The 20,418-nt window shown below is 40.6% G+C and carries 23 protein-coding genes, 2 pseudogenes and 1 riboswitch; of the genes and pseudogenes, 10 read left to right on the plus strand and 15 right to left on the minus strand.

Features of this window, described 5'->3' with window-relative positions:
* Positions 1–110 precede the first annotated feature (110 nt).
* Both AYJ08_RS24100 and AYJ08_RS17960 read right to left on the minus strand, forming a co-directional pair.
* Entirely contained in the window at positions 111–287 is a 177-nt protein-coding gene (locus AYJ08_RS24100; RefSeq protein ID WP_022585652.1) for a hypothetical protein, read from the minus strand.
* Positions 288–299: 12 nt separating this feature from the next.
* Complete coding sequence (locus tag AYJ08_RS17960) at positions 300–539, minus strand: YneF family protein (protein ID WP_003335431.1); 240 nt, start codon at positions 537–539, stop codon at positions 300–302.
* A gap of 147 nt (positions 540–686) precedes the next feature.
* Here AYJ08_RS17960 and AYJ08_RS17965 point away from each other — a divergent pair, with 147 nt between their 5' ends.
* Both AYJ08_RS17965 and AYJ08_RS17970 read left to right on the plus strand, forming a co-directional pair.
* On the plus strand, positions 687–1,424 hold the full coding sequence (locus AYJ08_RS17965) for an N-acetylmuramoyl-L-alanine amidase (RefSeq protein WP_064018859.1): 738 nt from the start codon (positions 687–689) through the stop codon (positions 1,422–1,424).
* Positions 1,425–1,463: 39 nt separating this feature from the next.
* The gene (locus AYJ08_RS17970; protein WP_064018860.1) at positions 1,464–2,105 is read left to right on the plus strand and encodes a hypothetical protein; all 642 of its coding nucleotides are present in this window, start codon (positions 1,464–1,466) and stop codon (positions 2,103–2,105) included.
* A gap of 38 nt (positions 2,106–2,143) precedes the next feature.
* Here AYJ08_RS17970 and prpE read toward each other — a convergent pair whose 3' ends face one another.
* The 8 genes and pseudogenes from prpE to AYJ08_RS18005 all read right to left on the minus strand — a co-directional run bounded on the left by prpE (position 2,144) and on the right by AYJ08_RS18005 (position 7,797).
* On the minus strand, positions 2,144–2,998 hold the full coding sequence (prpE, locus tag AYJ08_RS17975; protein ID WP_064018861.1) for a bis(5'-nucleosyl)-tetraphosphatase PrpE: 855 nt from the start codon (positions 2,996–2,998) through the stop codon (positions 2,144–2,146).
* A gap of 96 nt (positions 2,999–3,094) precedes the next feature.
* Positions 3,095–3,724 carry a response regulator gene (locus tag AYJ08_RS17980; RefSeq protein WP_064018862.1) on the minus strand — a complete coding sequence of 210 codons (630 nt, stop codon included), beginning with the start codon at positions 3,722–3,724 and terminating at the stop codon, positions 3,095–3,097.
* Entirely contained in the window at positions 3,699–4,850 is a 1,152-nt protein-coding gene (locus tag AYJ08_RS17985) for a HAMP domain-containing sensor histidine kinase (RefSeq protein WP_064018908.1), read from the minus strand. Before AYJ08_RS17985 ends, AYJ08_RS17980 begins: the two co-directional genes overlap by 26 nt.
* Positions 4,851–4,869: 19 nt before the next feature.
* Positions 4,870–5,157 (minus strand): annotated as a pseudogene (liaF, locus tag AYJ08_RS25060) (cell wall-active antibiotics response protein LiaF); the annotation flags it as partial.
* 519 nt (positions 5,158–5,676) lie between these two features.
* A pseudogene (locus AYJ08_RS25065) lies at positions 5,677–5,952 on the minus strand (LiaF transmembrane domain-containing protein); the annotation flags it as partial.
* 53 nt (positions 5,953–6,005) lie between these two features.
* Positions 6,006–6,557 (minus strand): class I SAM-dependent methyltransferase, encoded by a 552-nt coding sequence (locus tag AYJ08_RS17995; RefSeq protein WP_064018864.1) that lies wholly within the window; start codon positions 6,555–6,557, stop codon positions 6,006–6,008.
* A 59-nt stretch (positions 6,558–6,616) separates the two neighbouring features.
* Positions 6,617–7,321 carry a PspA/IM30 family protein gene (locus tag AYJ08_RS18000; RefSeq protein WP_064018865.1) on the minus strand — a complete coding sequence of 235 codons (705 nt, stop codon included), beginning with the start codon at positions 7,319–7,321 and terminating at the stop codon, positions 6,617–6,619.
* A gap of 44 nt (positions 7,322–7,365) precedes the next feature.
* A complete protein-coding gene (locus tag AYJ08_RS18005; protein WP_064018866.1) occupies positions 7,366–7,797 on the minus strand; it encodes a LiaF transmembrane domain-containing protein in 432 nt (143 codons plus the stop codon).
* 373 nt (positions 7,798–8,170) lie between these two features.
* A riboswitch (cyclic di-AMP (ydaO/yuaA leader) is annotated at positions 8,171–8,309 on the plus strand.
* Positions 8,310–8,315: 6 nt separating this feature from the next.
* Here AYJ08_RS18005 and AYJ08_RS18010 point away from each other — a divergent pair.
* The 3 genes from AYJ08_RS18010 (at position 8,316) to AYJ08_RS18020 (ending at position 11,079) form a co-directional block, all read left to right on the plus strand.
* Complete coding sequence (locus tag AYJ08_RS18010) at positions 8,316–8,768, plus strand: C40 family peptidase (RefSeq protein ID WP_064018867.1); 453 nt, start codon at positions 8,316–8,318, stop codon at positions 8,766–8,768.
* 202 nt (positions 8,769–8,970) lie between these two features.
* Positions 8,971–9,696 carry a response regulator transcription factor gene (locus tag AYJ08_RS18015; protein WP_064018868.1) on the plus strand — a complete coding sequence of 242 codons (726 nt, stop codon included), beginning with the start codon at positions 8,971–8,973 and terminating at the stop codon, positions 9,694–9,696.
* A gap of 3 nt (positions 9,697–9,699) precedes the next feature.
* The gene (locus AYJ08_RS18020; protein WP_064018869.1) at positions 9,700–11,079 is read left to right on the plus strand and encodes a sensor histidine kinase; all 1,380 of its coding nucleotides are present in this window, start codon (positions 9,700–9,702) and stop codon (positions 11,077–11,079) included.
* Positions 11,080–11,220: 141 nt separating this feature from the next.
* Here AYJ08_RS18020 and AYJ08_RS18025 read toward each other — a convergent pair whose 3' ends face one another.
* Entirely contained in the window at positions 11,221–11,778 is a 558-nt protein-coding gene (locus AYJ08_RS18025; protein WP_064018870.1) for a hypothetical protein, read from the minus strand.
* A gap of 240 nt (positions 11,779–12,018) precedes the next feature.
* Positions 12,019–12,162 (minus strand): protein YhfH, encoded by a 144-nt coding sequence (gene yhfH, locus AYJ08_RS23120; protein WP_081873078.1) that lies wholly within the window; start codon positions 12,160–12,162, stop codon positions 12,019–12,021.
* A gap of 443 nt (positions 12,163–12,605) precedes the next feature.
* On the opposite strand from yhfH, the gene AYJ08_RS18030 reads away from it, so the two are divergent.
* The 3 genes from AYJ08_RS18030 to AYJ08_RS18040 all read left to right on the plus strand — a co-directional run bounded on the left by AYJ08_RS18030 (position 12,606) and on the right by AYJ08_RS18040 (position 14,083).
* On the plus strand, positions 12,606–13,193 hold the full coding sequence (locus tag AYJ08_RS18030) for a TetR/AcrR family transcriptional regulator (RefSeq protein WP_064018909.1): 588 nt from the start codon (positions 12,606–12,608) through the stop codon (positions 13,191–13,193).
* Positions 13,194–13,418: 225 nt separating this feature from the next.
* On the plus strand, positions 13,419–13,766 hold the full coding sequence (locus AYJ08_RS18035) for a DMT family transporter (RefSeq protein WP_064018871.1): 348 nt from the start codon (positions 13,419–13,421) through the stop codon (positions 13,764–13,766).
* A gap of 2 nt (positions 13,767–13,768) precedes the next feature.
* Positions 13,769–14,083 (plus strand): DMT family transporter, encoded by a 315-nt coding sequence (locus AYJ08_RS18040; protein ID WP_031411870.1) that lies wholly within the window; start codon positions 13,769–13,771, stop codon positions 14,081–14,083.
* 99 nt (positions 14,084–14,182) lie between these two features.
* Here the strand turns inward: AYJ08_RS18040 and AYJ08_RS18045 are convergent, their stop codons facing one another.
* Together AYJ08_RS18045 and AYJ08_RS18050 are read right to left on the minus strand one after the other, a co-directional pair.
* Positions 14,183–15,013, minus strand: coding sequence for a transglycosylase domain-containing protein (locus tag AYJ08_RS18045; RefSeq protein ID WP_064018872.1), 831 nt, complete (start codon positions 15,011–15,013; stop codon positions 14,183–14,185).
* 234 nt (positions 15,014–15,247) lie between these two features.
* Positions 15,248–15,589: a hypothetical protein gene (locus AYJ08_RS18050; RefSeq protein ID WP_064018873.1), complete on the minus strand. Its 342-nt coding sequence runs from the start codon at positions 15,587–15,589 to the stop codon at positions 15,248–15,250.
* A 306-nt stretch (positions 15,590–15,895) separates the two neighbouring features.
* Between AYJ08_RS18050 and AYJ08_RS18055 the strand changes: the two genes are divergently transcribed.
* Together AYJ08_RS18055 and AYJ08_RS18060 are read left to right on the plus strand one after the other, a co-directional pair.
* Positions 15,896–16,846 carry an RluA family pseudouridine synthase gene (locus tag AYJ08_RS18055; RefSeq protein ID WP_064018874.1) on the plus strand — a complete coding sequence of 317 codons (951 nt, stop codon included), beginning with the start codon at positions 15,896–15,898 and terminating at the stop codon, positions 16,844–16,846.
* 352 nt (positions 16,847–17,198) lie between these two features.
* On the plus strand, positions 17,199–18,731 hold the full coding sequence (locus AYJ08_RS18060; protein ID WP_064018875.1) for an ABC-F family ATP-binding cassette domain-containing protein: 1,533 nt from the start codon (positions 17,199–17,201) through the stop codon (positions 18,729–18,731).
* Between the two features lie 235 nt (positions 18,732–18,966).
* Here AYJ08_RS18060 and AYJ08_RS18065 read toward each other — a convergent pair whose 3' ends face one another.
* Positions 18,967–20,232 (minus strand): MFS transporter, encoded by a 1,266-nt coding sequence (locus AYJ08_RS18065; RefSeq protein WP_064018876.1) that lies wholly within the window; start codon positions 20,230–20,232, stop codon positions 18,967–18,969.
* Positions 20,233–20,418: the final 186 nt, after the last annotated feature.

Here is a 20,418-nt window from a genome sequence, read left to right on the forward strand (position 1 = left end):
GGCGTGCACCACTTAGTGGTTACACGCCGTAATTTTTTACTAAAACAGGTTGACTTTCTCCTGTTTAATCGCTGAAGCATTTTTAGCTAATTGGGCACCAGTTCTCCCCGTTATTTTCCGTCCCTATGCTGCTTTATACGGGCAATGATTCCGTCCGTTAATAGGCCAATACCTGCACCGTAAAAAGGCGCTGCCATTCGAAATCCTGTCGGTAAATCTTTTAGAAAAAACAGTATGACTCCAATGATAAAGCCTAACATCATAAAGCGAATACGCGTGGAGCCCAAGCTACTTCCCTCCTATTTTGATTTAGGTTTAGGGAATTTGTTCGGCATTTTCATGTTTTTCATGTTGCGGCTCATTTGTTTTAGCTGCTTTTGATTTAAATTCATCCCCATAGAACGTGCCATGGTTTGAATTTGCTTTTCATCCATTTGCATGTTGGCTACTTGCTTTTTAAGATAGTGAACTCCACCATAGAACCCACCAGCTAAACCTAAGAGTAGCGTAACAATTGGAATAACCCAGTTGTACCACATGTTCCATTACCATCCTTTTTTAATATCTTATCCCGTCCATTTTACCATAAGAAGCTTTCCTGTCCATGTAGATTTGTGTCGTACGGTATGAAATGAGGATAACTTTTTATGATAGGACCTGCATATACTGTGCCGAGGTGATGAAAAATGACTGCTTTCGTTGTGATCGATCCTGGACATGGTGGCATTGATCCAGGAGGGGGAACCAACAGCTTGTTTAAAGAAAAGGACCTCGTTTTAAAAATTTCCCTTTATCAGCACCAACGCTTTTTAGAATTAAATGTTCCAGCTTTACTTACTCGCTCTACAGATATAACGCTTGAAAGCGACCAGCGTGCATCATCGGTTCGCAACAGCGGCGCACGTTATTGTCTCTGTAATCATATTAATTCAGGCGGCGGTCGAGGTGCAGAAGGAATCTACTCTATTCACGCCTCCTCAGCCATGTCGCGTACTCTTTTCGAGGAAATTGAGACAGTCGGCATGCCTGTAAGGCGTATCTATACGCGTACTCTTCCCAATAATCCCCAACTTGATTACTATTTTATGCATCGAGACACAGGAAATGTGGAAACGGTCATAATCGAATATGGATTCGCAGACAATCCAATAGATGGTGAGTTTTTAAATACGAAGTGGAAGGAGCTAGCAGAAGCCGTTGTTCGTGGCTTTTGTGAGTTTACCAATCTGCCTTATACTCCCCCATCGACCGCTTCACCAAAGCCTGAACCACCTGATGACTGGAAACAAGAGGCCGTTAACTGGCTTTATCAGGAAGGTATTTTGACCAATGAGGAATGGCGGCAAAACATTGATAAACCTTTGCCATTATGGGCAGAAGCCATCGTGCTGCGTCGTTTATACGAAAAGGTAATGAATAAATGATGATAGCTTTCGCATGATCAAATAAAAGGAGACATTCCCATGAGCTTAGACATTGGTGCAATTATAGCCATCTCTATGGCGGCAACCTCTACTCTGTCCGACTGGTTACGTATTCCTGTGAAGTTAAGAGCCTGGACTACGCTGGGTTTTATTTTGCTACTAAAGCTGGGCTACGATTGGTTATACGGCCCTGTACCGTTTATCTGGAAGGATTCACTCATGCATGGAATTACAGCTGGACTAGCTGCCGTAGGAATTTATTCCACCACGAAAAACACCCAACAGCATATGCAACAGCTCAAAAATGATTGGAGCAATAACGAGCAAAATGCTAAGATGTTGTCGAATAATATTGATCCCACAACGCTTGTCCTCTCGTCAGAAGACCAGGAAGCATTTCAGCCTTCTGTGCAGTCATTCACTCCATCTCAATCACAGGTTGCACACTTACAAGCACAGAGTCCAATAGATAAGCCTACCACAGAACAGCAAACATCAGTTGAAATCGCATTGAACCAGCCTCTGCACTCCACCTCAGCCCCTTCTTCTAGCCTCTCCTCCGATCCAGCCAGCCTGTCTTCTACTAGCTTCAAATCGTCGAGTGAAGTACCTTTTAACGTATCTGCTCAGCCATCTCATGATTCCTCCGATATAAAATCTTCCTACGAAGACTATGTCTAAAAGCGAGCCAAAGTTGACTGGCTCGCTTTTAGATACAGCTATTCCTTTTTCACATACCGTGTAAGAGGAGTATCCTCCAAGCCGGAATAATTGGTTTTGGCCAAAACGCTGACAAGCTCATCTTCTGGAAAACGATAAGCGGTTAATTTCCCTCCAAACACACATCCTTGATCAATATTAATCGCATTTTGCCTCTCACTGCGTTCTGGCTCTGGGCGAGGGTCATGCCCCCAAATGACTAACATATCCGATAAATGATCTACCGTCCAATCTTTGCGGATGGGCCTTCCATCTGGACCTAAGCCTGCAACGTCTCCATATCGACAAAAGTTCTGGATAGCAGGTGAATCCTCCCCAATATAACTGTCCTTAATACCGGCATGCACGGCAACCAGGGCCTTTTTACCTCGATATTTCACAATAATATGAGATGGTGCTGACATGAGCAATTGCAAGCTAGCATAGCGAAATTGAGCATTGCGTCGGGCACTGTGCTCCACCTCGTAACGCGCAAATTCCTGTTCCACCAGCTCATCACCATGCGCCAGCGTGACCCTTCTCCCATCTAGCCAACGTGCAATTTTCCAGCCATGATTGCTGTCTACCATCTCAGCTAGCCCTTCTTTAATATGCCTGATAAAAAAATCAAGCAGCTTAAGTGATTCAGGCCCTCTACTCGTAATATCCCCTAGTGACAATATCTTTCTTCCCATAGGATGTTTATATAGCTGATCCTTTGCATCGAACGTGTAACCGAGCACCGACAACAGTTCAATAAATTCTTCATAGCAACCATGTATATCTCCGATGACATCTACTCCGTTATTTGCTGTAAAGAATTTGGATCGCTTCGGTATAAATTTTTTCACGCGACCAACCCCACTATTTTCCATATTCTTATAGTATTACCCTAAGTAGTCCTATTTGATAAGTAATATAAAGAAAAACCCGAAGACTCGCTCCGGATTTTGGTGGGTTGCCTATTTTTATTACTGTAGCTGATGCTTATGGACATATATTGCCGCTTGTGTTCGATCTTCTACACCTAGCTTTGATAAAACATTACTTACATGTGTCTTTACCGTTTTAATGCCAATAATTAATTCATCCGCGATCTCTTGATTCGATTTTCCCTGCCCAATCAACAACAGTACCTCCAACTCACGAGGGGTCAAGTGCTGATGAGCCGGCGTCTGCGCGCCTGTACGGAACCTAGCCATGATCTTACTGGCTACCCGTGACTCTAATACAGGCTCTCCGTCTACTGCGGAACGAATGGCTTTTACGATTTCAGATGCACGGGAGGTTTTTAACAGATAACTAAATGCTCCTGCTTCAATAACTGGATATACCTTCTCATCGTCAATAAAGCTGGTAAGTACAATAACCTTCGTCTGCGGCAACACTTCCCGAACTTTCCTTGTTGCCTCAATACCTCCCATGCCCTCCATGACCAAATCCATGAGTACGACATCCGGTTGCATTTCCTCAACCAGACGTACCCCTTCTTCCCCGCTTGAAGCCTCCCCTACTACTTCTATATCATCCTCTGTGGATAAATAAGAAGCGAGTCCCATACGCACCATCTCATGATCATCTACTAACAATACCCGGATCATTCTCTCCATCTACTCCTTTTGGGTGTACGTCCAGCAGTAACGGGACGCGTATTTCGATCTGTGTGCCATTGCCTGGTGATGAGTAAATCTCCATTGCACCGCCGATTTCATCAACCCGCTCACGCATGGACACCAATCCATATGAGGTCATTTTTTCTCCATCTGGATCAAAGCCAATACCATCATCCGCAATACGTAAACGTACATGCCCTTGTAGCGTGAATAATTTTACTGTAATGCTATGTGCCCTGGAATGACGCAAGGAGTTGGATAGTGCTTCCTGAAGAATGCGAAACAGTTGATCCTCAATACCATTCGGGATATTGGCAATGTTACTGATTTCCCAATTAATATCCAACGTATGTTTGATCTTCAACTCTTCTAGTAGCTCCTCAACCGCTTCACCCAGTGATTTGTTTTGTAATGTAGCCGGACGCAAATGCAACAATAATGCTCTCATCTCTGCCTGAGCTCCTGCTGCCATTTCCTCTACCAGTTCAATCTGCTGTGCCGCTCGACTCGGATTTTTATCAATTAACCGTTTGATAGCAGCAGTGGTCATCGCGATAGCAAACAACTGCTGACTGACAGCATCATGCAATTCACGTGCAAGCCGCTGGCGCTCTTCTGTCACCGCGGCAACTTTAACCTGATCATGCAATTCTGCATTATGCGTGGAGAGTCGCTGTAACGATGCCACTTGCCCCTCCCATTTAGCTGCAAGTCGATTTAACTGCCAGCCCAATTCGCCAATCTCATCCGAGCCTAATTCCGGTACCCGATAGGATAACATACCGCGTTCTAAATTCATCGTCGCCTCCCATAAGGAATGCAGGCGCTTTTTTAACAGATTGCCAGCGATATAACCGCTGACTAACCCAACAACTGTAGCCACTACTAATCCTACAACCAATTGAAAAAAGAAAATACGCCAGCTAAAATCGACGTTCACTGATACATGTAGATATTTAGCCAACCACTCATTGACCTCCGGACGATCCTTACTAAAATGACCGATCCATAGGAAAATACCAAACATCGTCAACACCGTGCTGTTTGTCCAGAACAGCGCTTGTTGAACCGCCTGCCACTGAATACTTTTTAATGTCGAATAGGATTGTTTCATACGTCTGTACACCCTCTCATCAGATGTACTTGACATCAATATCGCCCACCCAGAGCGAAATGATGATTTTTACTTTTTCAGTAGCTTCTGCGTAGTTATGAGTGGACAGCATCACCTTACGCGTAATCCCATTTTGACGATGGCCTAGTACTTCCAATTCTCCAATAGTCACCTCTGCCATCACCTGCACTGGCATATCGACCGGAACATAGATCGTGACATCTCCAATCCAGCCGTTGATGACTAGCGTGCCTTCCTTTTCAGGAATGACAGCGCGGGACAGATCAATAACCACATCGCCGATCCCCTGCCAAATCCGCATATTTTTTAGCTCAAAACGACCAGAAATCAATTTATAATCACCAATTAACGAGCTACGTGTATCCTGTGGATTATGAATGTGCACGTGATCGTAAAACGTCTTATCAAAGCTCTTATGAAAGGATTTATCGCTAGATTTGCGCTGTTCTCTATGCGTGCCATCTTGAGCAGAAATTGGTTCATCAGGCCCCGTATCAGAATAATAAGAACCAGAATAGCATTCGCCTTCAATCTTAGGCCCAAACTGTGAATAGGACTCCTTCTTTGCCTTTTGATCATTCTGCTCGCCTGTATAAAAGCTTTGACCCGTAGGCTGTGTCTGAATATCAGCCTGCATTTTTTCTTGTGCCTTTTTCCGCTGTCTCTCCTTTAGTAACACATCCATTTCAAGATCGAGATCATCTTGCTTAGCTGTTTCTGCTGATTGATAATAAGCGGTTGTTTCTTGCAGCTTCTCTTCCGTATAAGTAAAGTCTTGGCCAAAATCATTCTGATTTCGACCTTTACGACGTATTAATCGAATGCCATAGTAAATAAAGAACATGGAAAAAATAAAGCCGAACAAATTGTGAATGGCAATACCAAACCATTCCTGAAAAATATTAAGAATACCAATGGTTAATAAGATACCACCGGTAATTTTTCTTCCTCTTTTCCAAAATCGATACCCCCAAAAAATAAAGAGCAGAGGCCATAAGGAAAAAATGCTGAAAAAAATCAGCCCTAAATTATTGAGGAAGAGGCCTAAACCGACAAAGATGATAATGGTACCTGCCACCATTTTTTCTACGCGAGAAAATTTCAAACGAAGCCTACTCCTCTCTCAACTGATTTTTATCTTTTCTTACATACATATACAAAAGCTGGCGGGATATTAAACGGGGTAAATTTAATATCTACCTTAGAAAACCGCAATTCCAGTTCATTCTTCAGTTGCAAGGAGTACTGAAAAGTAACAAAAACCCCATCCGGTTCAAGGGATTCTACCACACAATCTAAGATATCACTGCGTAGCTTTTCAGGGAAAACAGCAAATGGCAGTCCAGAAACAATAGCGTCTAGTGAAGGAATATTTAATTCATTCATATACTCTGATAATCTTACCGCTTCCGAGCAAATTGGCACCTGAGGAAAACGATGATGCAGCATTTGCTGGAATTGCGGATCACGCTCCACGATAAAAAACCGTGCATCCTTCTTCATCTGTGTAAGAATAGCACGTGTAAAAACACCGGTTCCTGGCCCCAATTCGGCAATATGTCCTACTTGCTCCCATGGAACATTTTTCATCATTAGACTACTTAAAAAACGCGAACTGGGGATCACGCTCCCTACTTGTCCCGGTCGGGAGACAAAGCGTCTCAGAAACACAAGTAAATCTGACATCTAGTAAACCCTCCTAGGGGAAAAGCAGCCCTAAACAGGGCTGCTGTGTGTAATAATATCTAGTTCTTTGTTGCTGACTCTATTTCTTCCCTGTTTTCAGCGGATTTTCCTGCCAACTTCTCCTTTAATTTTGCTAATTCATCATCTAACTCGTCTTTTTTGTCCAGCTTTTTCAATGAACGGTGGTATTCAGAGTCCTCATACATACCGCTCATGCTAGCTTCCGCTTCCATCTGCATTACTTTTTCCTCCATACGATGAAAACCGCGGGCCGCATTTTCAACACCTATGCCTGTTACATAAGAGTTTACTTGTTTTTGTGTACGGGCTACTTGAGCTCTGGACATTAACATATACTTTTTAGCACGCATTTTATAGAATTCTTCTTTTAGTTCAGCTAATTTTTCACGCATTTGCTGAGCAGCATTACTAGACGAATCCAATAATTCTTTTAATTCGAGTGCACGTGATTCATATGTCTTCTGATCCAATAAAGCACGTCTAGCCAATTCGTCCTCGCCTTCAGTAAGAGCAAGCATCACTTGGCGCTCGCGTTTAGCTGCTAAAGTATTCGCCTCTTCATATTGTTGGCGGAATTTCTTCTCCTGAGCCACCTGACGAGCTACCGCTACTTCGACTCGACCAATCTCTGCTTCCATATCACGCATGTATTGTGTAAGCATAACAACCGGATCTTCTATGGAATCAATCGCATTATTTACGGAAGCCACCGTTACATCACGCAGTCTTTTAAAAATACTCATTTTAGAATTCCTCCTTAGAGTTTATCATTTTTTGGTTTTTGTAATCAAAACAAATCCTTATGTTGACGTTTCTTTAACTCGTTTTCCCAACGATCTAGCTTATCTTCTCGCAATACACCTTGTGCCCATTCTCTCTCCCACACCGATGGAGTTGATTCATACGGAGCCGTATGTCGTTGGCTTTTCATAAGCTTAAATCCAAAGTAGATGATCGCAATTGCTAGCAAGCAACCAAATAGCAAGCTCAATTTATTTAAGAGCATTAATAGCCCGAAGAGGAAAACAAATATTCCCCATCCTTTATTTCCTGTTGAGCCAGCGCTTAACACCTTTTTGCAACCATAGACCATTAACAGTCCTGCGATAAACATGGGGATTAACCTGTCGATTCCTAGCCCTAGTTTGTCAAGCAATACCAGTACCCCTACGACAATCAGCGTAAGCCCCAGAAATAATTTTCCGGATTGCCCTTGCAAGTGTTTTCCCTCCTTTTTTCATTCGCTTGTTGTTCATGACCTTATTGTAGTCGACCCTGAAATAATCTATAACGGGCGAGCGGATGGTTTTCGACTCAGCCCTGAGTCGGAGAGAATGTCCATCCCTGAAAGGAAAGATAGATTACCCTATTACATGGATAAGAAAATTAGATAAAGCAACAGGAAACGACAGAAATTTTCACCTTGTTTCTACTAATAGAAAATAGAAGAGAAATGTCACTCTTATCAAAAATAGATAAGACGGGTATTCTCCAAAAAGATTACTTGAAAATATGTCGAAATGGTGAACTTTAATATAAAAAAAAGGGAAATCGCGACGAAAGTAGAATTTAATCTCTCTGTGTAAAAAAAAATCGAAAATTAGCCGAGTTCCAGACAATGGAAACGGGGGAACCATACTTTGGGGTGAATAGCTGTTCTTTCAAAACAGCTTAGGGAAACCTTTCGACCGAACCCATCAGCTAACCTCGGAGGCTTAAAAGGAAGGGGCTCTTTCGTTGCGCAAGTTTGTGTGTTCCATACTAACGACTGCATTACTAGCCGTAGGTGGAGGTTCTGTATTCGCATCCTCCGACTCATTAGACAAGACCATCAATCCTTTGTATGGCGTACCTTACAAAGCAGCCGGTAAATCTACTTCCGGTTTTGATTGCTCCGGATTTACCGGATACGTGTTTGGGGCTTTAGGTGCAAAACTTCCAGCTTCTTCTTCTGCCCAATTTGAAATCGGGGAATCAGTAGATCGAGAAGATCTAAAACCAGGAGATTTAGTGTTTTTTAACACGAATGGAAGAAGCATCTCACACGTAGGCATCTATATTGGAAACAATATATTTGCTCACTCGGAAACAGGAATTGGAGTAACGAAGACAAGCCTTGATGATCCCTACTATTGGAGCAAAAAATACGTAGGCGCTAAACGTGTAGCAATTCCAGAAATGGAAGACTAAAATCTTTTTCACTGAAGATGAAAAAGAAGCACAACCTTTTTATACAAAAGCCAGGGACATAAGTCTCTGGCTTTTTCTGACTGTAATTAGTACCAGCTCACATGATAAGACTATATCTTTCCTTATATTTAATTGTGCCATACACCCTTATCCATGATATGATGAAAATAACTGCATTTCGTAGAAACTAGGAGGGTCTCCCTTGAAAGATCATATTTTTGTCGTGGACGATAACCAAGAGATTGTCGATCTGCTCCAAGATATTCTTGAGAATGAAGGTTTTGACGTTTCTCATGCAAATAGTGGAGAAGAAGCACTTGCAAAGCTAGATAGCGGGCTAACCCCCAACCTCATTTTACTTGATATTATGATGCCACATATGAGCGGGTATGAACTATGCGCGCAAATTCGCCGTGAACGGGAAATGCCTATCATTTTCTTAAGTGCAAAAGGTAAACCAGTAGATAAAGTTGTAGGACTAGAAATTGGTGCTGATGACTATATCACCAAGCCTTTTGATACAGAAGAATTGTTGGCTCGCATCCGTGCTCATCTTCGCCGCTATGACCGTTTGAGAAAATTAACTGCCCAGAATGAACAACTAGACAAGGAAGCCGGAAATTCAGCTCTCACCATCTTAAAATTCAAAGGGTTGGAAATTCATAAGGAAACTTACTCTGTCTATGTAGGGGAAAATAAAATTGATTTATCTACAAAAGAATTTCAATTATTAACCTTTCTAGCAGAGAATCCGGGTATTGTTTTTACCCGAGAGCAAATCTATGATCGCGTATGGGGCTATGGTTATGGCTCACTTAATACTGTTACGGTACATATTAAGAACCTGCGCGAAAAGCTAGAAACCGATCGCACATTTATTAAAACACAATGGGGAACTGGTTACGTCTTTATTGGGGAGCGTATCTAATTCGTGAAAATCAGCAATAAAATACTGCTCGCCTTTTTAGCTGTCATCGTGATTCATATTTTGGCCTACCGCTTTGTTTTTCAAAACATTATTGTGGATCAGCTTAAAACAGATCGCCACGAGCAGTTTTTGCTGGGAAAAGAAGTGGCCGAGAGAGTCAGCTTTAATGAAGTGATTCGTCGTTCCTTGTTTAAAGATCCCAATGAATTAAAAGAATTAACGAAACAGTTACCAGAAGACCTGATGTATACGATTGTGGTAGAGGATGAGAATGGACATGCCATTACCACGAAAACCTCCGAAGCCTATAATGCAAAAGGCAAAGGATTAAAAAAGGTTATAGCAGAGTATTCCATTGATCGTAGTGCTCCTGTGCAAGGTAGAACTGTTGTCCGATTTTATACAGATGATTATGATATTCTCGCTTCTAAAGGAGTCACCATGATCATTGTGTATATTTATGTCAGCTTAATTTTCATAGGTATTATACTATTTATTGTGGTCATTCGTTGGATACTACGCCCTGTTAATGAGCTTTCTCGTGTTACTCAGGAAATTAAGCTAGGCAAACGAGATGTTGCCTTTTCTTATCAATCTACCGATGAATTTGGGCAACTATTCCGCTATTTCGATGACATGGTGGAAGAGCTCAATTTTGTCGAGGAACGACAACAAGAATTGATGGCTGCGATTGCGCATGATTTTCGCACGCCTTTAACTACAATTAAGGGATATGCCTCTTATATTGCTTCAGGTCGGGTTACCGATCTTGAGCGAATACAGAAGCAAATGGCAAAAATAGAAGACAAGGCTCTTGATTTGGAAAACCTATTGGATGAGCTACAGGACCATAATCAATTGATGGGTCGCTTTCCACTAAACCTAACCCGCATTCATATCCGAACATTCGCTAGCAACATCGCTGAGGAATACGCCGCCCGTCTGGAGCAAAGCCCCATCAGCTTTTCCAGTAAATTCCGTGTGTCTGATTCATTACATATGGAGGCGGATGAGCAAAAACTACGACGTGTTTTAGAAAACCTACTAAATAACGCGATACATTATAATAAACCTGATGGAAGTATCCTGTTTACCTGTGATATGGGAAACAATGAGGTGAGCTTCTCTGTCATTGATAAAGGTGACGGTATCGCGGAAGAAGATTTATCGAAAATCTTCACTAAATTCTACCGTGCGGAAAAATCACGTAATCGCAATAGTGGTGGTACAGGATTAGGCTTAACAATTTGCCAGCGACTTGTTGAACGGCATTCTGGAAAAATCACTGTAAGCAGTCAGGTAGGTATAGGAAGCGCCTTTACCGTAACCATTCCGCTTAAACAGAAAAAACCAGCTCCTGATCTGCCTGTACCACAGGATTAGGAAAACCCACCGTTTTTCCTACAGGATAATCAACTAAGAAGGTCGCTATAAAAAATACCGCATCCGAGCTATGAACTTGGATGCGGTATTTTTTTATGGCCGTGTTCGTTTCTTTACTGCCATACAGACTGTATCCCCAGATTATGCCTCTCGTTCCTCAAGTAATCGCAAGGATTTAATACAATACTCCACAATTTCATTTATATCAGGGATATTTCCTTCATCGATCTTCCGATGAAAATCCAGTTTAATTCGTACCTGAAATTGTTCAGGCGGCCATCTAAATTCCTGATGCTCGTCTACTGTAAACATGACCTGTTGTGTAATATGCGGTCGATGTCCCCAAATTTCATTTAACAAATCAATTACTTGAACAGATTCGTAACGTACATCCCTCATTGATACACCGAAATGAATGCATATCCGACAGCCCATCGGTACAGCAAGCGTTTGCTCTAACTGCTCACTTGCGATATCAGCTAGTTCCGTTAAGAGCTGAATTTCGGCAGTAACCTTATGCTTGCTGGTGTCTTCCTTGGAAGACAATAAATGAAATTGAATATGAAAATAGCGTCCAAATTTAGCCAAATCAACAGCATCTACTCGATTTATTACCAAAATATCGCCATCCAAATCATGATCATAAACAGCGCCTTCTAATACAACCTTTATATTGTCATAAATAATTGGATGAAACATCAAAAAGCTCCTCTCCATATTCTGTTCTTAGAATGCCCTGTTTTTTTGACTGGTGCAAGTAAAACGAAAAGAAAAATGAATGACTTCAATCCTTTTTTTTCATTAACAGATACACGAATACACAAAGATGTATACCGATAAAAAAAAGCCACTCTGCTTGACTGGCAGAATGGCTTAAGAAAGGGTGTGTATAGGGAGAAAAGAAAGGGTTCCATAAAAGAGTATTTTAAAACAAATTGATTAAGCTTCTACGATGATGTACTTCTTCTCGGAGCACTCCAAGCATTCGGACATATAGGATTCGGCTTGTTCTGTAATCGGTTGGCCACAGCATTCACATTGTTTTGGTCCCAATGTAGCAAAGAAATGAGTCAATTTCTCCATGTTAATCGCCTCCGTATGTTTTCGTGCTTCAATTGTCATTTGTTGATTTTATTGTACTACAACAGCATCTAAATAAAAAACCTTGTTATAGCACATTTTACAGCGATTATCCGGTATTTGATTACCATATCTCTCGAATACTCTTTATTTCTCTGTATTAATACTATTTTTACTAAATAATACTGTTATAATACAAGAAATAATATCCAGTGCTGAAAAGGACTGGGGAAACAACAGGTTACTCCGTTAGAAGGAAAGGAAAAATGAATTCATGCTTACTAATTGTTTAGTGTAGCTTCTAAACGAAAACATTCTTGAACCTGCCCACTTCTTTCGTCATGACGCAATGGATTAACATAGATGCCTTTGATTTTTTGACATTACATTAAGGCTACTATATAATGAATGATAGTCATTCATTTCTCGGAAGGGAGGTAATCAATATAGCTAACACTTCTGACGATAAATACAATAAAATTTTAAAAGCTGCCATTGACGTCATTTCAGAAAAAGGACTCGATAAGACTTCTATTTCAAATATCGTACAAAAAGCAGGAGTTGCACAAGGAACCTTCTATTTATATTTTTCATCTAAGAAAGCCTTAATTCCAGCCATTGCAGATAATCTTCTCACCACCACTTTAGAAAGAATTAAAGAAAAGACTCAAGGGAAAGAAAACTTTTGGGACGTCTTAGAGGTTGTGATTGACGAAACCTTTCACATAACCGATTCTTACAAAGACATTATTGTCCTTTGCTATTCCGGTCTTGCCATCGATCATTCCATGGAAAAATGGGAAGCGATATACCGTCCCTATTATCATTGGTTTGAAGTTATATTAAACAAAGCCATAAACGATAACGAGATTATCAGTGATATTAATATTGAGCGAATGGCAAAAATGATTATTAACCTTGTTGAGAATGCGGCTGAACGATTTTATATAGGGCGTGATCAGGATGATACTGTGGATATAGTTAAAGCTGAGACCTATAACTTCATCAAGAGATCACTGTTACAAAATAAATAAAGCTATCAGGTATGTGCCATATTTTTTTTAAGACAAAAATGACTGACGTTCATTCATTTCTTGGTGATAAAGCATAACCATTACGTGTAATTTCATTAGAACCTACAGACAATAAAAGCAAAGAAGTACATGAAGAAGAGGCCGATTACGTAACTAATTCTTTGCGCTTTTACCGATCATTTTGAAATGAGTGATTTACAATTTTAAAAAAAGGAATGATTGTTTATGAATAGAGCTTGGATTTATGTCATGTTAACTTGTTTATTCGAATTGCTTTGGGTTTATGCTTTTAACGTGGCAGCCGCATGGTGGCACTGGGCTATTGTGGTTGTCATTATTATTGCAGATTTTTATCTACTCTCTAAAGCATGCGAAACATTACCAACGGGTACAGTTTATGCTATTTTCGCAGCAGCAGGTACAGTAGGCACTGCCCTTATGGATATTTTTATCTTTGAAGGGGTATTCAGCTTGGCAAAAGGTCTATTTATGGGGCTTCTAGTCATTGGCGTGATTTCATTAAAGCTTGCAGACAATAAAGGCGGGAACGCACAAGGGAAAGGAGCTGCTTAATTATGGGTTGGTTATTTGTTTTTCTAGCGGCAATATTTGAATTAATGGGAGTAATAGGCTTAAAAAGATTTAGTACAAATAAAACATTGATAAATACGGCTCTTTTCTTTGGAGGGTTCGGTGCCTCTTTTGCCTTTCTTTACACATCTCTTCAATATCTTCAGTTAAGTGTAGCCTATGCCGTTTGGATTGGTGTGGGAACAGCCGGTGCAGTACTAGTAAATATGATCTTTTTCAATGAGTCAAAGAGCATAGGACGTATTATAAGCCTCATCATCATTATCATCGGTGTAACTGGACTAAAAGCAGTGTCTTAACCTACAGTACTATCGAGTAAAAGCAACAATAGCCTTTCCATCATGGAAGGCTATTGTTTTATTTAAAATCAGATTTATTACCAGTGGGGACCTGACAGCTTAAGACTGCGAGGCGGCTCTGGAAAGTTCATTTCCTGTTGCTGGTACATTTATTTTTTGCTTCAAAAAATTCTGTTCCTGCTCATCTGTGATATAACCTAGCTTTTTCATTCGGCTTAATACCACATGTTGCCGGGTCATTGCCTTGTCAGGATATTTGATTGGTGAATAATTTTCTGGTGCTTTTGGCAAGGCTGCAAGCATTGCTGCTTCACTTTCATTAATTGTTTTTAGCTTTGGATCATGTAATCGTACCGTTTTGCCAAAATAATATTGTGCTGCTGCTTCAATGCCATATTTTCCATGACCAAAATAGATATTGTTTAAATACATCTCTAGGATTTCATCCTTAGAATATTGGCGTTCTAAATTCATCGCAATGAAGGCTTCTTTTAGCTTGCGTGTATAGGTTTTCTCATTTGTTAAAAATAAATTTCTAGCTAGTTGCATGCTAATCGTGCTTCCGCCTTGCCGCTTGCTTTCTGACATCGTGTTAATCCATAAAGCTCGTCCAAATGCAATGTAATCAATTCCTTTATGGTAATAGTAGCGATGGTCTTCAATCGCAATAAAAGCGTCCTTCAGATAAGCAGGCATCTCGTCTGTGGCAACATATGTCCCTTTGCCTCCTAAACTACTCCCTACCGTCTTACTTAAGATCTGTTGGTCTATTAAGTAAGAACCGGCTATCGTTACAATAGAGTATGCAATAATCTGGAAAAAAAGCGCAGCAATCAACAATATTACTAACCACTTTGGTACACGTGTACGTCGGGCTTTAGGCTTGCTCTTTTTTAACGGTTGTGCAGTTCCTTGTAAGACATGATTCATGATTGCTGCCTCCTTTCTATTTATAGGACGTTGTTTTCTTCGACATGTTTCGACTTTTGCCTCGTTGTAACCTAATTGTAGTCCAACAATCTTGCCATTACCTATTGATAAGTCTTACAGAAACCTTAAATTTTTGTAAGGTTTCTTGGTTTATAGATGGGTACTATAACAGAAAAAAGCCTGACTCCCATAAGGAATCAGGCCTTACATAACCTAATCGGATAAAGCGCATACCTACACAGCTTCGTAAATTTCCTCGTAACGCTTACCGATCTCTTCGTCGTTTAAACCGAATTCTTTCATACGTTTAATCATTGCTTGAGCCCAAATGTTTGTGCGTTCAGCAATTTTAGCGAATTTCTTTGCTTCTTTTCCTTTACGCTTAGAGCGCTCTTCGCTGTTTGCCTTTAAGTTATCAAGAATGAAGATCATACGCATGGTATCTTCTTCGGTCAAGTTTTTCCATTCACTATCTAAAAATACCAATACGTCTTTATAATACTTATCAAATTCAAGGAAAGAGATTTCTGTATCCATGTTTAGATATTCTTTCAATTGGTCAAACAATGCATCCATCTTTTTGTAACACTCCCTTAATTGGCTTAAGCACCATTATAACAAAAATGAAGAAGACAGGGAAAGAAAAAAGCACGAATGTTATGAAGTAGTAATTATTTCAAACAGACGTTTTCGCAAGAATCTCTTTCCAAATATACCCTGATACTCGCTAACTTTCTCTTCTCAGTATCTCTCATCTCTCACCTGGAATACCTGCTTTGCTCGGTTCTGCTTGGTGGATTGTTTTTTATTTGTTAGTATAGAAGCTATCAGTTACAATTTCGTGTAGCGTGTATCGTAGTTTCTAAGAAAGAGGTTTGTCTCATGAATAATAGAAGGAACCACCCCAAACAGCACTTTACAAAAAACAACAGGAAATTTACCAGTAAAAATCAGGCTCCAGCCAAACAATATACGGTAAAAGAACCGTCTGAATTACTACCGTTTTTATTACAGCATATTACAAATCTCAGCCGTAACTCCATTAAGTCCCTGTTAACACGTGGTCAGGTATTAGTAAACGATAAAGTTGTGACAACCCATAATCATGTATTGCACCCTGGGCAAACGGTCTGTCTACAGAATAAGAAGGTTTCGGAAACGCCTCCGATGATTGGCATCAAGATTTTATATGAAGATGCTGATGTAATTGTTGTCCAAAAAGAAGCCGGCTTGCTATCAATTGCTTCACCGCAAGAGAAGGAATTAACTGTCTATCGTCAATTAATGGCCTATGTTCGTCTTGAGAATCCCCAAAATAGGATTTTCGTTGTGCACCGCCTAGATCGAGACACATCTGGCGTTATGATGTTTGCTAAAAGTGAACGTGTTCAACAGGCACTCCAAAATTCCTGGAAAGACAGTGTCAAGGAACGCTTGTATGTTGCCCTTGTGGAAGGTAACGTGAAAAAGCAAGAGGGAACGATTTCATCCTGGCTAAAAGAAAGTAGTACATTAAAAATGTATTCCAGTCACCGTCCAAATGATGGACAGCATGCTATTACTCACTATAGAGTGCTCCAGTCTGATCGGAATTTCTCCTTGCTGGAAGTCCAACTAGAGACAGGCCGGAAAAATCAAATCCGCGTCCACATGGAAGATATAGGACACCCTATAGTAGGTGACAAGAAATACGGCGCTAAATCTAAGCCAATCGGTCGATTAGGGCTACACGCACGAGTCTTAGCCTTTGTGCATCCTTGTACGGGCGAACTGCTGCGTTTTGAAACAGATATTCCTAAGACTTTTTTTCATCCATTTAAGAAAGAAGTCTAACACGAAAAGTAAGCAAAACCGGTCTAGTTGCTTGACATTCCAATAAACATTTACATATACTGTAAGTGTATAAAAATCTAACATGATAATGAGGTGTAGAAAAGGATATGATGATTTTATCGACTGTTCTTCTAAGAGATTAGGCTTACTACGGGAGAAGTCTGCCCATTTTTCATAAGCCAATGGTGAGAACAGTAGATAAAAAATCTTATTCCTTTCTTACTAACATTATTGGGTAGTGGGTAAGGTATATTCGCCTTACCCATTTTTATGTTCAGCTAATTGAATATTGTTTTTATCATGCTGTTCTCTCGTTGGCTTTCCATGTGAAAGAATAAGGAGAGAATACGTAATGAGCATATTAGCGGTTGAAAATGTTACACAGATGTATGGGGATAACATTATCTTTCAAAATATAAGCTTTCGACTACTTCAAGGAGAGCATGCCGGTCTAGTTGGCAGCAACGGAGCGGGAAAATCAACTCTCCTTCGCATTTTAGCAGGGGAACTCCTCCCTGGTTCAGGGACAGTGAAGTGGCTCTCTCATCTCAAAATAGGTTACCTACAGCAGCATATTCATTTACAGGCTGGCACAACCATTTTGCAGTATTTACAAGGAGCTTTTGCCCATCTGTATGAGATAGAAAAAAAGCTGCTTCAAGTAACAGAGGAAATGGCTACCCCTAAAAATAACCTTGAACAATTGTTAGCTCGCTATGGTGAGTTGCAAAGTATCCTGGATCACTCTGACTTTTATCAGATAGAAGCTAAAATAGAAGAAATTGCTTCTGGACTAGGCATTTATGAGCTTGGTATGGATCGCGATGTGGAAACGCTCAGCGGTGGCCAACGAACAAAGCTTTTGCTTGGAAAGCTTTTATTAGAAGAGCCCCATGCTTTGTTACTGGATAAGCCAACAAACTATCTTGATGACGCACATATTGCATGGCTTATCAATTATTTAAAAAGCTATCAGCATGCCTTTCTTGTGGTCTCACATGATCAGCGGTTCCTCAACGAAATCACAACTGCCATCTATCATTTAGAGCATCAGACGATCAAACGATATGCAGGTAACTATGATTATTTCCTAACAAGCTATGCCCAAAATAAACAGCAACTACAAGATGCATATGAACGGCAACAAAAAGAAATATCCAGGCTAGAGAATTTTATTGAAAAAAATCGTGTTCGCAAGGCTAAACAAGCAAAGAGTCGTGAAAAGGCATTAGAAAAAATAGCTCGTATGGAGAAACCCACCTCCTTAATGCAGCCATGCTTTATGTTTCACATTCATTCGGAGCCAGTTAACCAGATTTTAGAAGCACGCAATTTACAAATCGGCTATACAGAGCCTTTATTGGGGCCAATTGATTTACGAGTAACCCGCGGTGAAAAAATCGCAATTGTAGGCTATAACGGTATAGGTAAATCTACCATGCTTCGCACATTGCTAGGGTATCTGCAACCGTTAAGTGGTACCGTACGAATTGGGGAACGAGTAAAACCAGCATATTTTTCGCAAGAAGGATCGGCTTCGAATCAAACACCACTTGAGCAAGTGTGGTCATTACGGCCTGATTTAACACAAAAGGAAATAAGACAGGAGCTAGCAAGATCCGGTCTTAGTGAACAGCATATTCGGCAAAAGGTCTGCTCATTGAGCGGTGGAGAACAAGCGAAGGTCAGACTATGCGAGCTCATGCTAACAAACAGCAATGTACTCGTGTTAGATGAACCGACGAATCATTTGGATACTGGGGCAAAAGAGGCTTTTAAAGAGGCACTCAAACAATATAAGGGTACAATACTGCTTGTTTCTCATGAGCCTGCATTCTATGAAGACTGGGTTACGCAAATCTGGCGAGTACAGAATTGGTCCTAATCGTAAAAGAAAAGGCTTCAACGGGAGTATACGCTCCGTTGAAACCTTTCTTACCATTAATCTGAACATTGCCAATTATTTGACTTAGATCATTACACGAAACGTTTGCTTCGCTCCATGAGGCAAACGTTCACACTACGTTAACTGCTGAAGAAGATACAGCGCTGAGATTAGCTACTATGTACATCTTCAAATGGCAAAATTTTCACGCTCGTTTGTAGCTTCCCGTTAGGACTTAACTCTCTGCTCCTCCTTCTTGCTCTACTAATGTCTCACCGGTATCTGCTTGTTTTTGCAACTGCATTTTAAATAAAGGAATCACTACACAGACCGCTATTATGAATAATAATCCGGAAATTTGATAGCTTGCTTGTAAAGAAACGGCCTCTTTAACCACCCCTGCTATGCTCATTGTTACGACCATCATTCCTGAAAACAAGGGGCTCAGAACTCCGTTAACCCTTCCAACAAATTTTTGCTCAGAGGAAAACAAAATCATGGTATTAATCCCAATTTGAATACAGGGGAAAAATAGCCCGTTTACAAATTGAAAGATCAACACAATCCAAAAGCTTTGCGTAAGGCTAATACCAAATACGGAAAATGCACTGCTCAAAAGCCCCAATGCTAGCAGTTTTTGTGGAGAGATTTTTTTGGAAAGGCCCATTACCACTGCCCCTCCAAGGAGCATAGCTGCCCCCGTCGTTGTGAACAACCATTGCAAGTTCTCTTTCGGTAATCCTAATTGTTCTACAACTACAAAAATACCTAATGGCTGGATAAGACCTACAGCCAGACCCACTCCTATGAAACACATGCTTAACCGGCGTAAGACAAACTTAGACCATACATACCGTAAGCCATCCCCCATTTCTTGGAGCAGGCTTGTTTGACCATGGTTCTGTTCTGGACGCTGATCTTTTGGCAATTGATACAGGACGGCTGCCGATAATATAAATGCAATCCCTGTTACTCCAATAGAAATTGTAATGCCGAAGCTTTGATATATCATTGTTCCAATCGCTGGACCAAGAATCATAAAAATTGCTATCAGGGTTTGAAACATAGCCATTCCAGCCTGCATTTGTTCAGCTGGTACATGCTGTTTAAACAACTTCATGGCTGACGGCTGTGAGAATTGCGATAAGATCGCAGAAAACAATGTAACAAAAAAAATAGCCTTCCACGATCCAAACATCAGCGTTCCCAATACACAAAACACAGAAATGGCACTTAATATGTCGCACCATACCATTGTCCGCTTTGGTCTCCAGCGATCAGCAAATGTCCCACCAATAAATGAAAAAATAAAGATGGGGGCAAACTCTGCCACTGATATCAAAGAGACGACATACGGGTCATTATTTGTAATCTCCATGACGTAGAGAAGTACAGCAAAATTACGAACCCACGTACCAATCTGTAGAAAAATTCCTGATAAAAGAATAACGCGTATAAACCTATGTGAAAAAATATGCGGTTGTTTTATTGTTTCCACCATATTTCCCCCTATTTTTTAAAGAAAAAAGAGATAGTCACAGGTTGCTATCTGCATTCATCCCCTGTTGAAAATTTTTATTCGTAAAAAGCTACTGGTATAACTATAGAACGCCTTCTCCTCTGAAAAAACTTCAAGCGAAGATGTATCTATTACTACCTCAAGGGGGACTTTCAATTAGCGAAAAAC

It is taken from the genome of Brevibacillus sp. SKDU10, assembly GCF_001645205.1.
Lineage (GTDB): Bacteria > Bacillota > Bacilli > Brevibacillales > Brevibacillaceae > Brevibacillus_B > Brevibacillus_B halotolerans.

What these genes read in the sequence shown, in the direction of transcription:
- AYJ08_RS17960 (WP_003335431.1), bottom strand. Translation starts at nt 539, where the DNA reads ATGTGGTACAACTGGGTTATTCCAATTGTTACGCTACTCTTAGGTTTA.
- AYJ08_RS17965 (WP_064018859.1), top strand. Translation starts at nt 687, where the DNA reads ATGACTGCTTTCGTTGTGATCGATCCTGGACATGGTGGCATTGATCCA.
- AYJ08_RS17970 (WP_064018860.1), top strand. Translation starts at nt 1,464, where the DNA reads ATGAGCTTAGACATTGGTGCAATTATAGCCATCTCTATGGCGGCAACC.
- prpE (WP_064018861.1), bottom strand. Translation starts at nt 2,998, where the DNA reads ATGGAAAATAGTGGGGTTGGTCGCGTGAAAAAATTTATACCGAAGCGA.
- AYJ08_RS17980 (WP_064018862.1), bottom strand. Translation starts at nt 3,724, where the DNA reads ATGATCCGGGTATTGTTAGTAGATGATCATGAGATGGTGCGTATGGGA.
- AYJ08_RS17985 (WP_064018908.1), bottom strand. Translation starts at nt 4,850, where the DNA reads ATGAAACAATCCTATTCGACATTAAAAAGTATTCAGTGGCAGGCGGTT.
- AYJ08_RS17995 (WP_064018864.1), bottom strand. Translation starts at nt 6,557, where the DNA reads ATGTCAGATTTACTTGTGTTTCTGAGACGCTTTGTCTCCCGACCGGGA.
- AYJ08_RS18000 (WP_064018865.1), bottom strand. Translation starts at nt 7,321, where the DNA reads ATGAGTATTTTTAAAAGACTGCGTGATGTAACGGTGGCTTCCGTAAAT.
- AYJ08_RS18025 (WP_064018870.1), bottom strand. Translation starts at nt 11,778, where the DNA reads ATGTTTCATCCAATTATTTATGACAATATAAAGGTTGTATTAGAAGGC.
- yhfH (WP_081873078.1), bottom strand. Translation starts at nt 12,162, where the DNA reads ATGGAGAAATTGACTCATTTCTTTGCTACATTGGGACCAAAACAATGT.
- AYJ08_RS18035 (WP_064018871.1), top strand. Translation starts at nt 13,419, where the DNA reads ATGAATAGAGCTTGGATTTATGTCATGTTAACTTGTTTATTCGAATTG.
- AYJ08_RS18040 (WP_031411870.1), top strand. Translation starts at nt 13,769, where the DNA reads ATGGGTTGGTTATTTGTTTTTCTAGCGGCAATATTTGAATTAATGGGA.
- AYJ08_RS18045 (WP_064018872.1), bottom strand. Translation starts at nt 15,013, where the DNA reads ATGAATCATGTCTTACAAGGAACTGCACAACCGTTAAAAAAGAGCAAG.
- AYJ08_RS18050 (WP_064018873.1), bottom strand. Translation starts at nt 15,589, where the DNA reads ATGGATGCATTGTTTGACCAATTGAAAGAATATCTAAACATGGATACA.
- AYJ08_RS18055 (WP_064018874.1), top strand. Translation starts at nt 15,896, where the DNA reads ATGAATAATAGAAGGAACCACCCCAAACAGCACTTTACAAAAAACAAC.
- AYJ08_RS18060 (WP_064018875.1), top strand. Translation starts at nt 17,199, where the DNA reads ATGAGCATATTAGCGGTTGAAAATGTTACACAGATGTATGGGGATAAC.
- AYJ08_RS18065 (WP_064018876.1), bottom strand. Translation starts at nt 20,232, where the DNA reads ATGGTGGAAACAATAAAACAACCGCATATTTTTTCACATAGGTTTATA.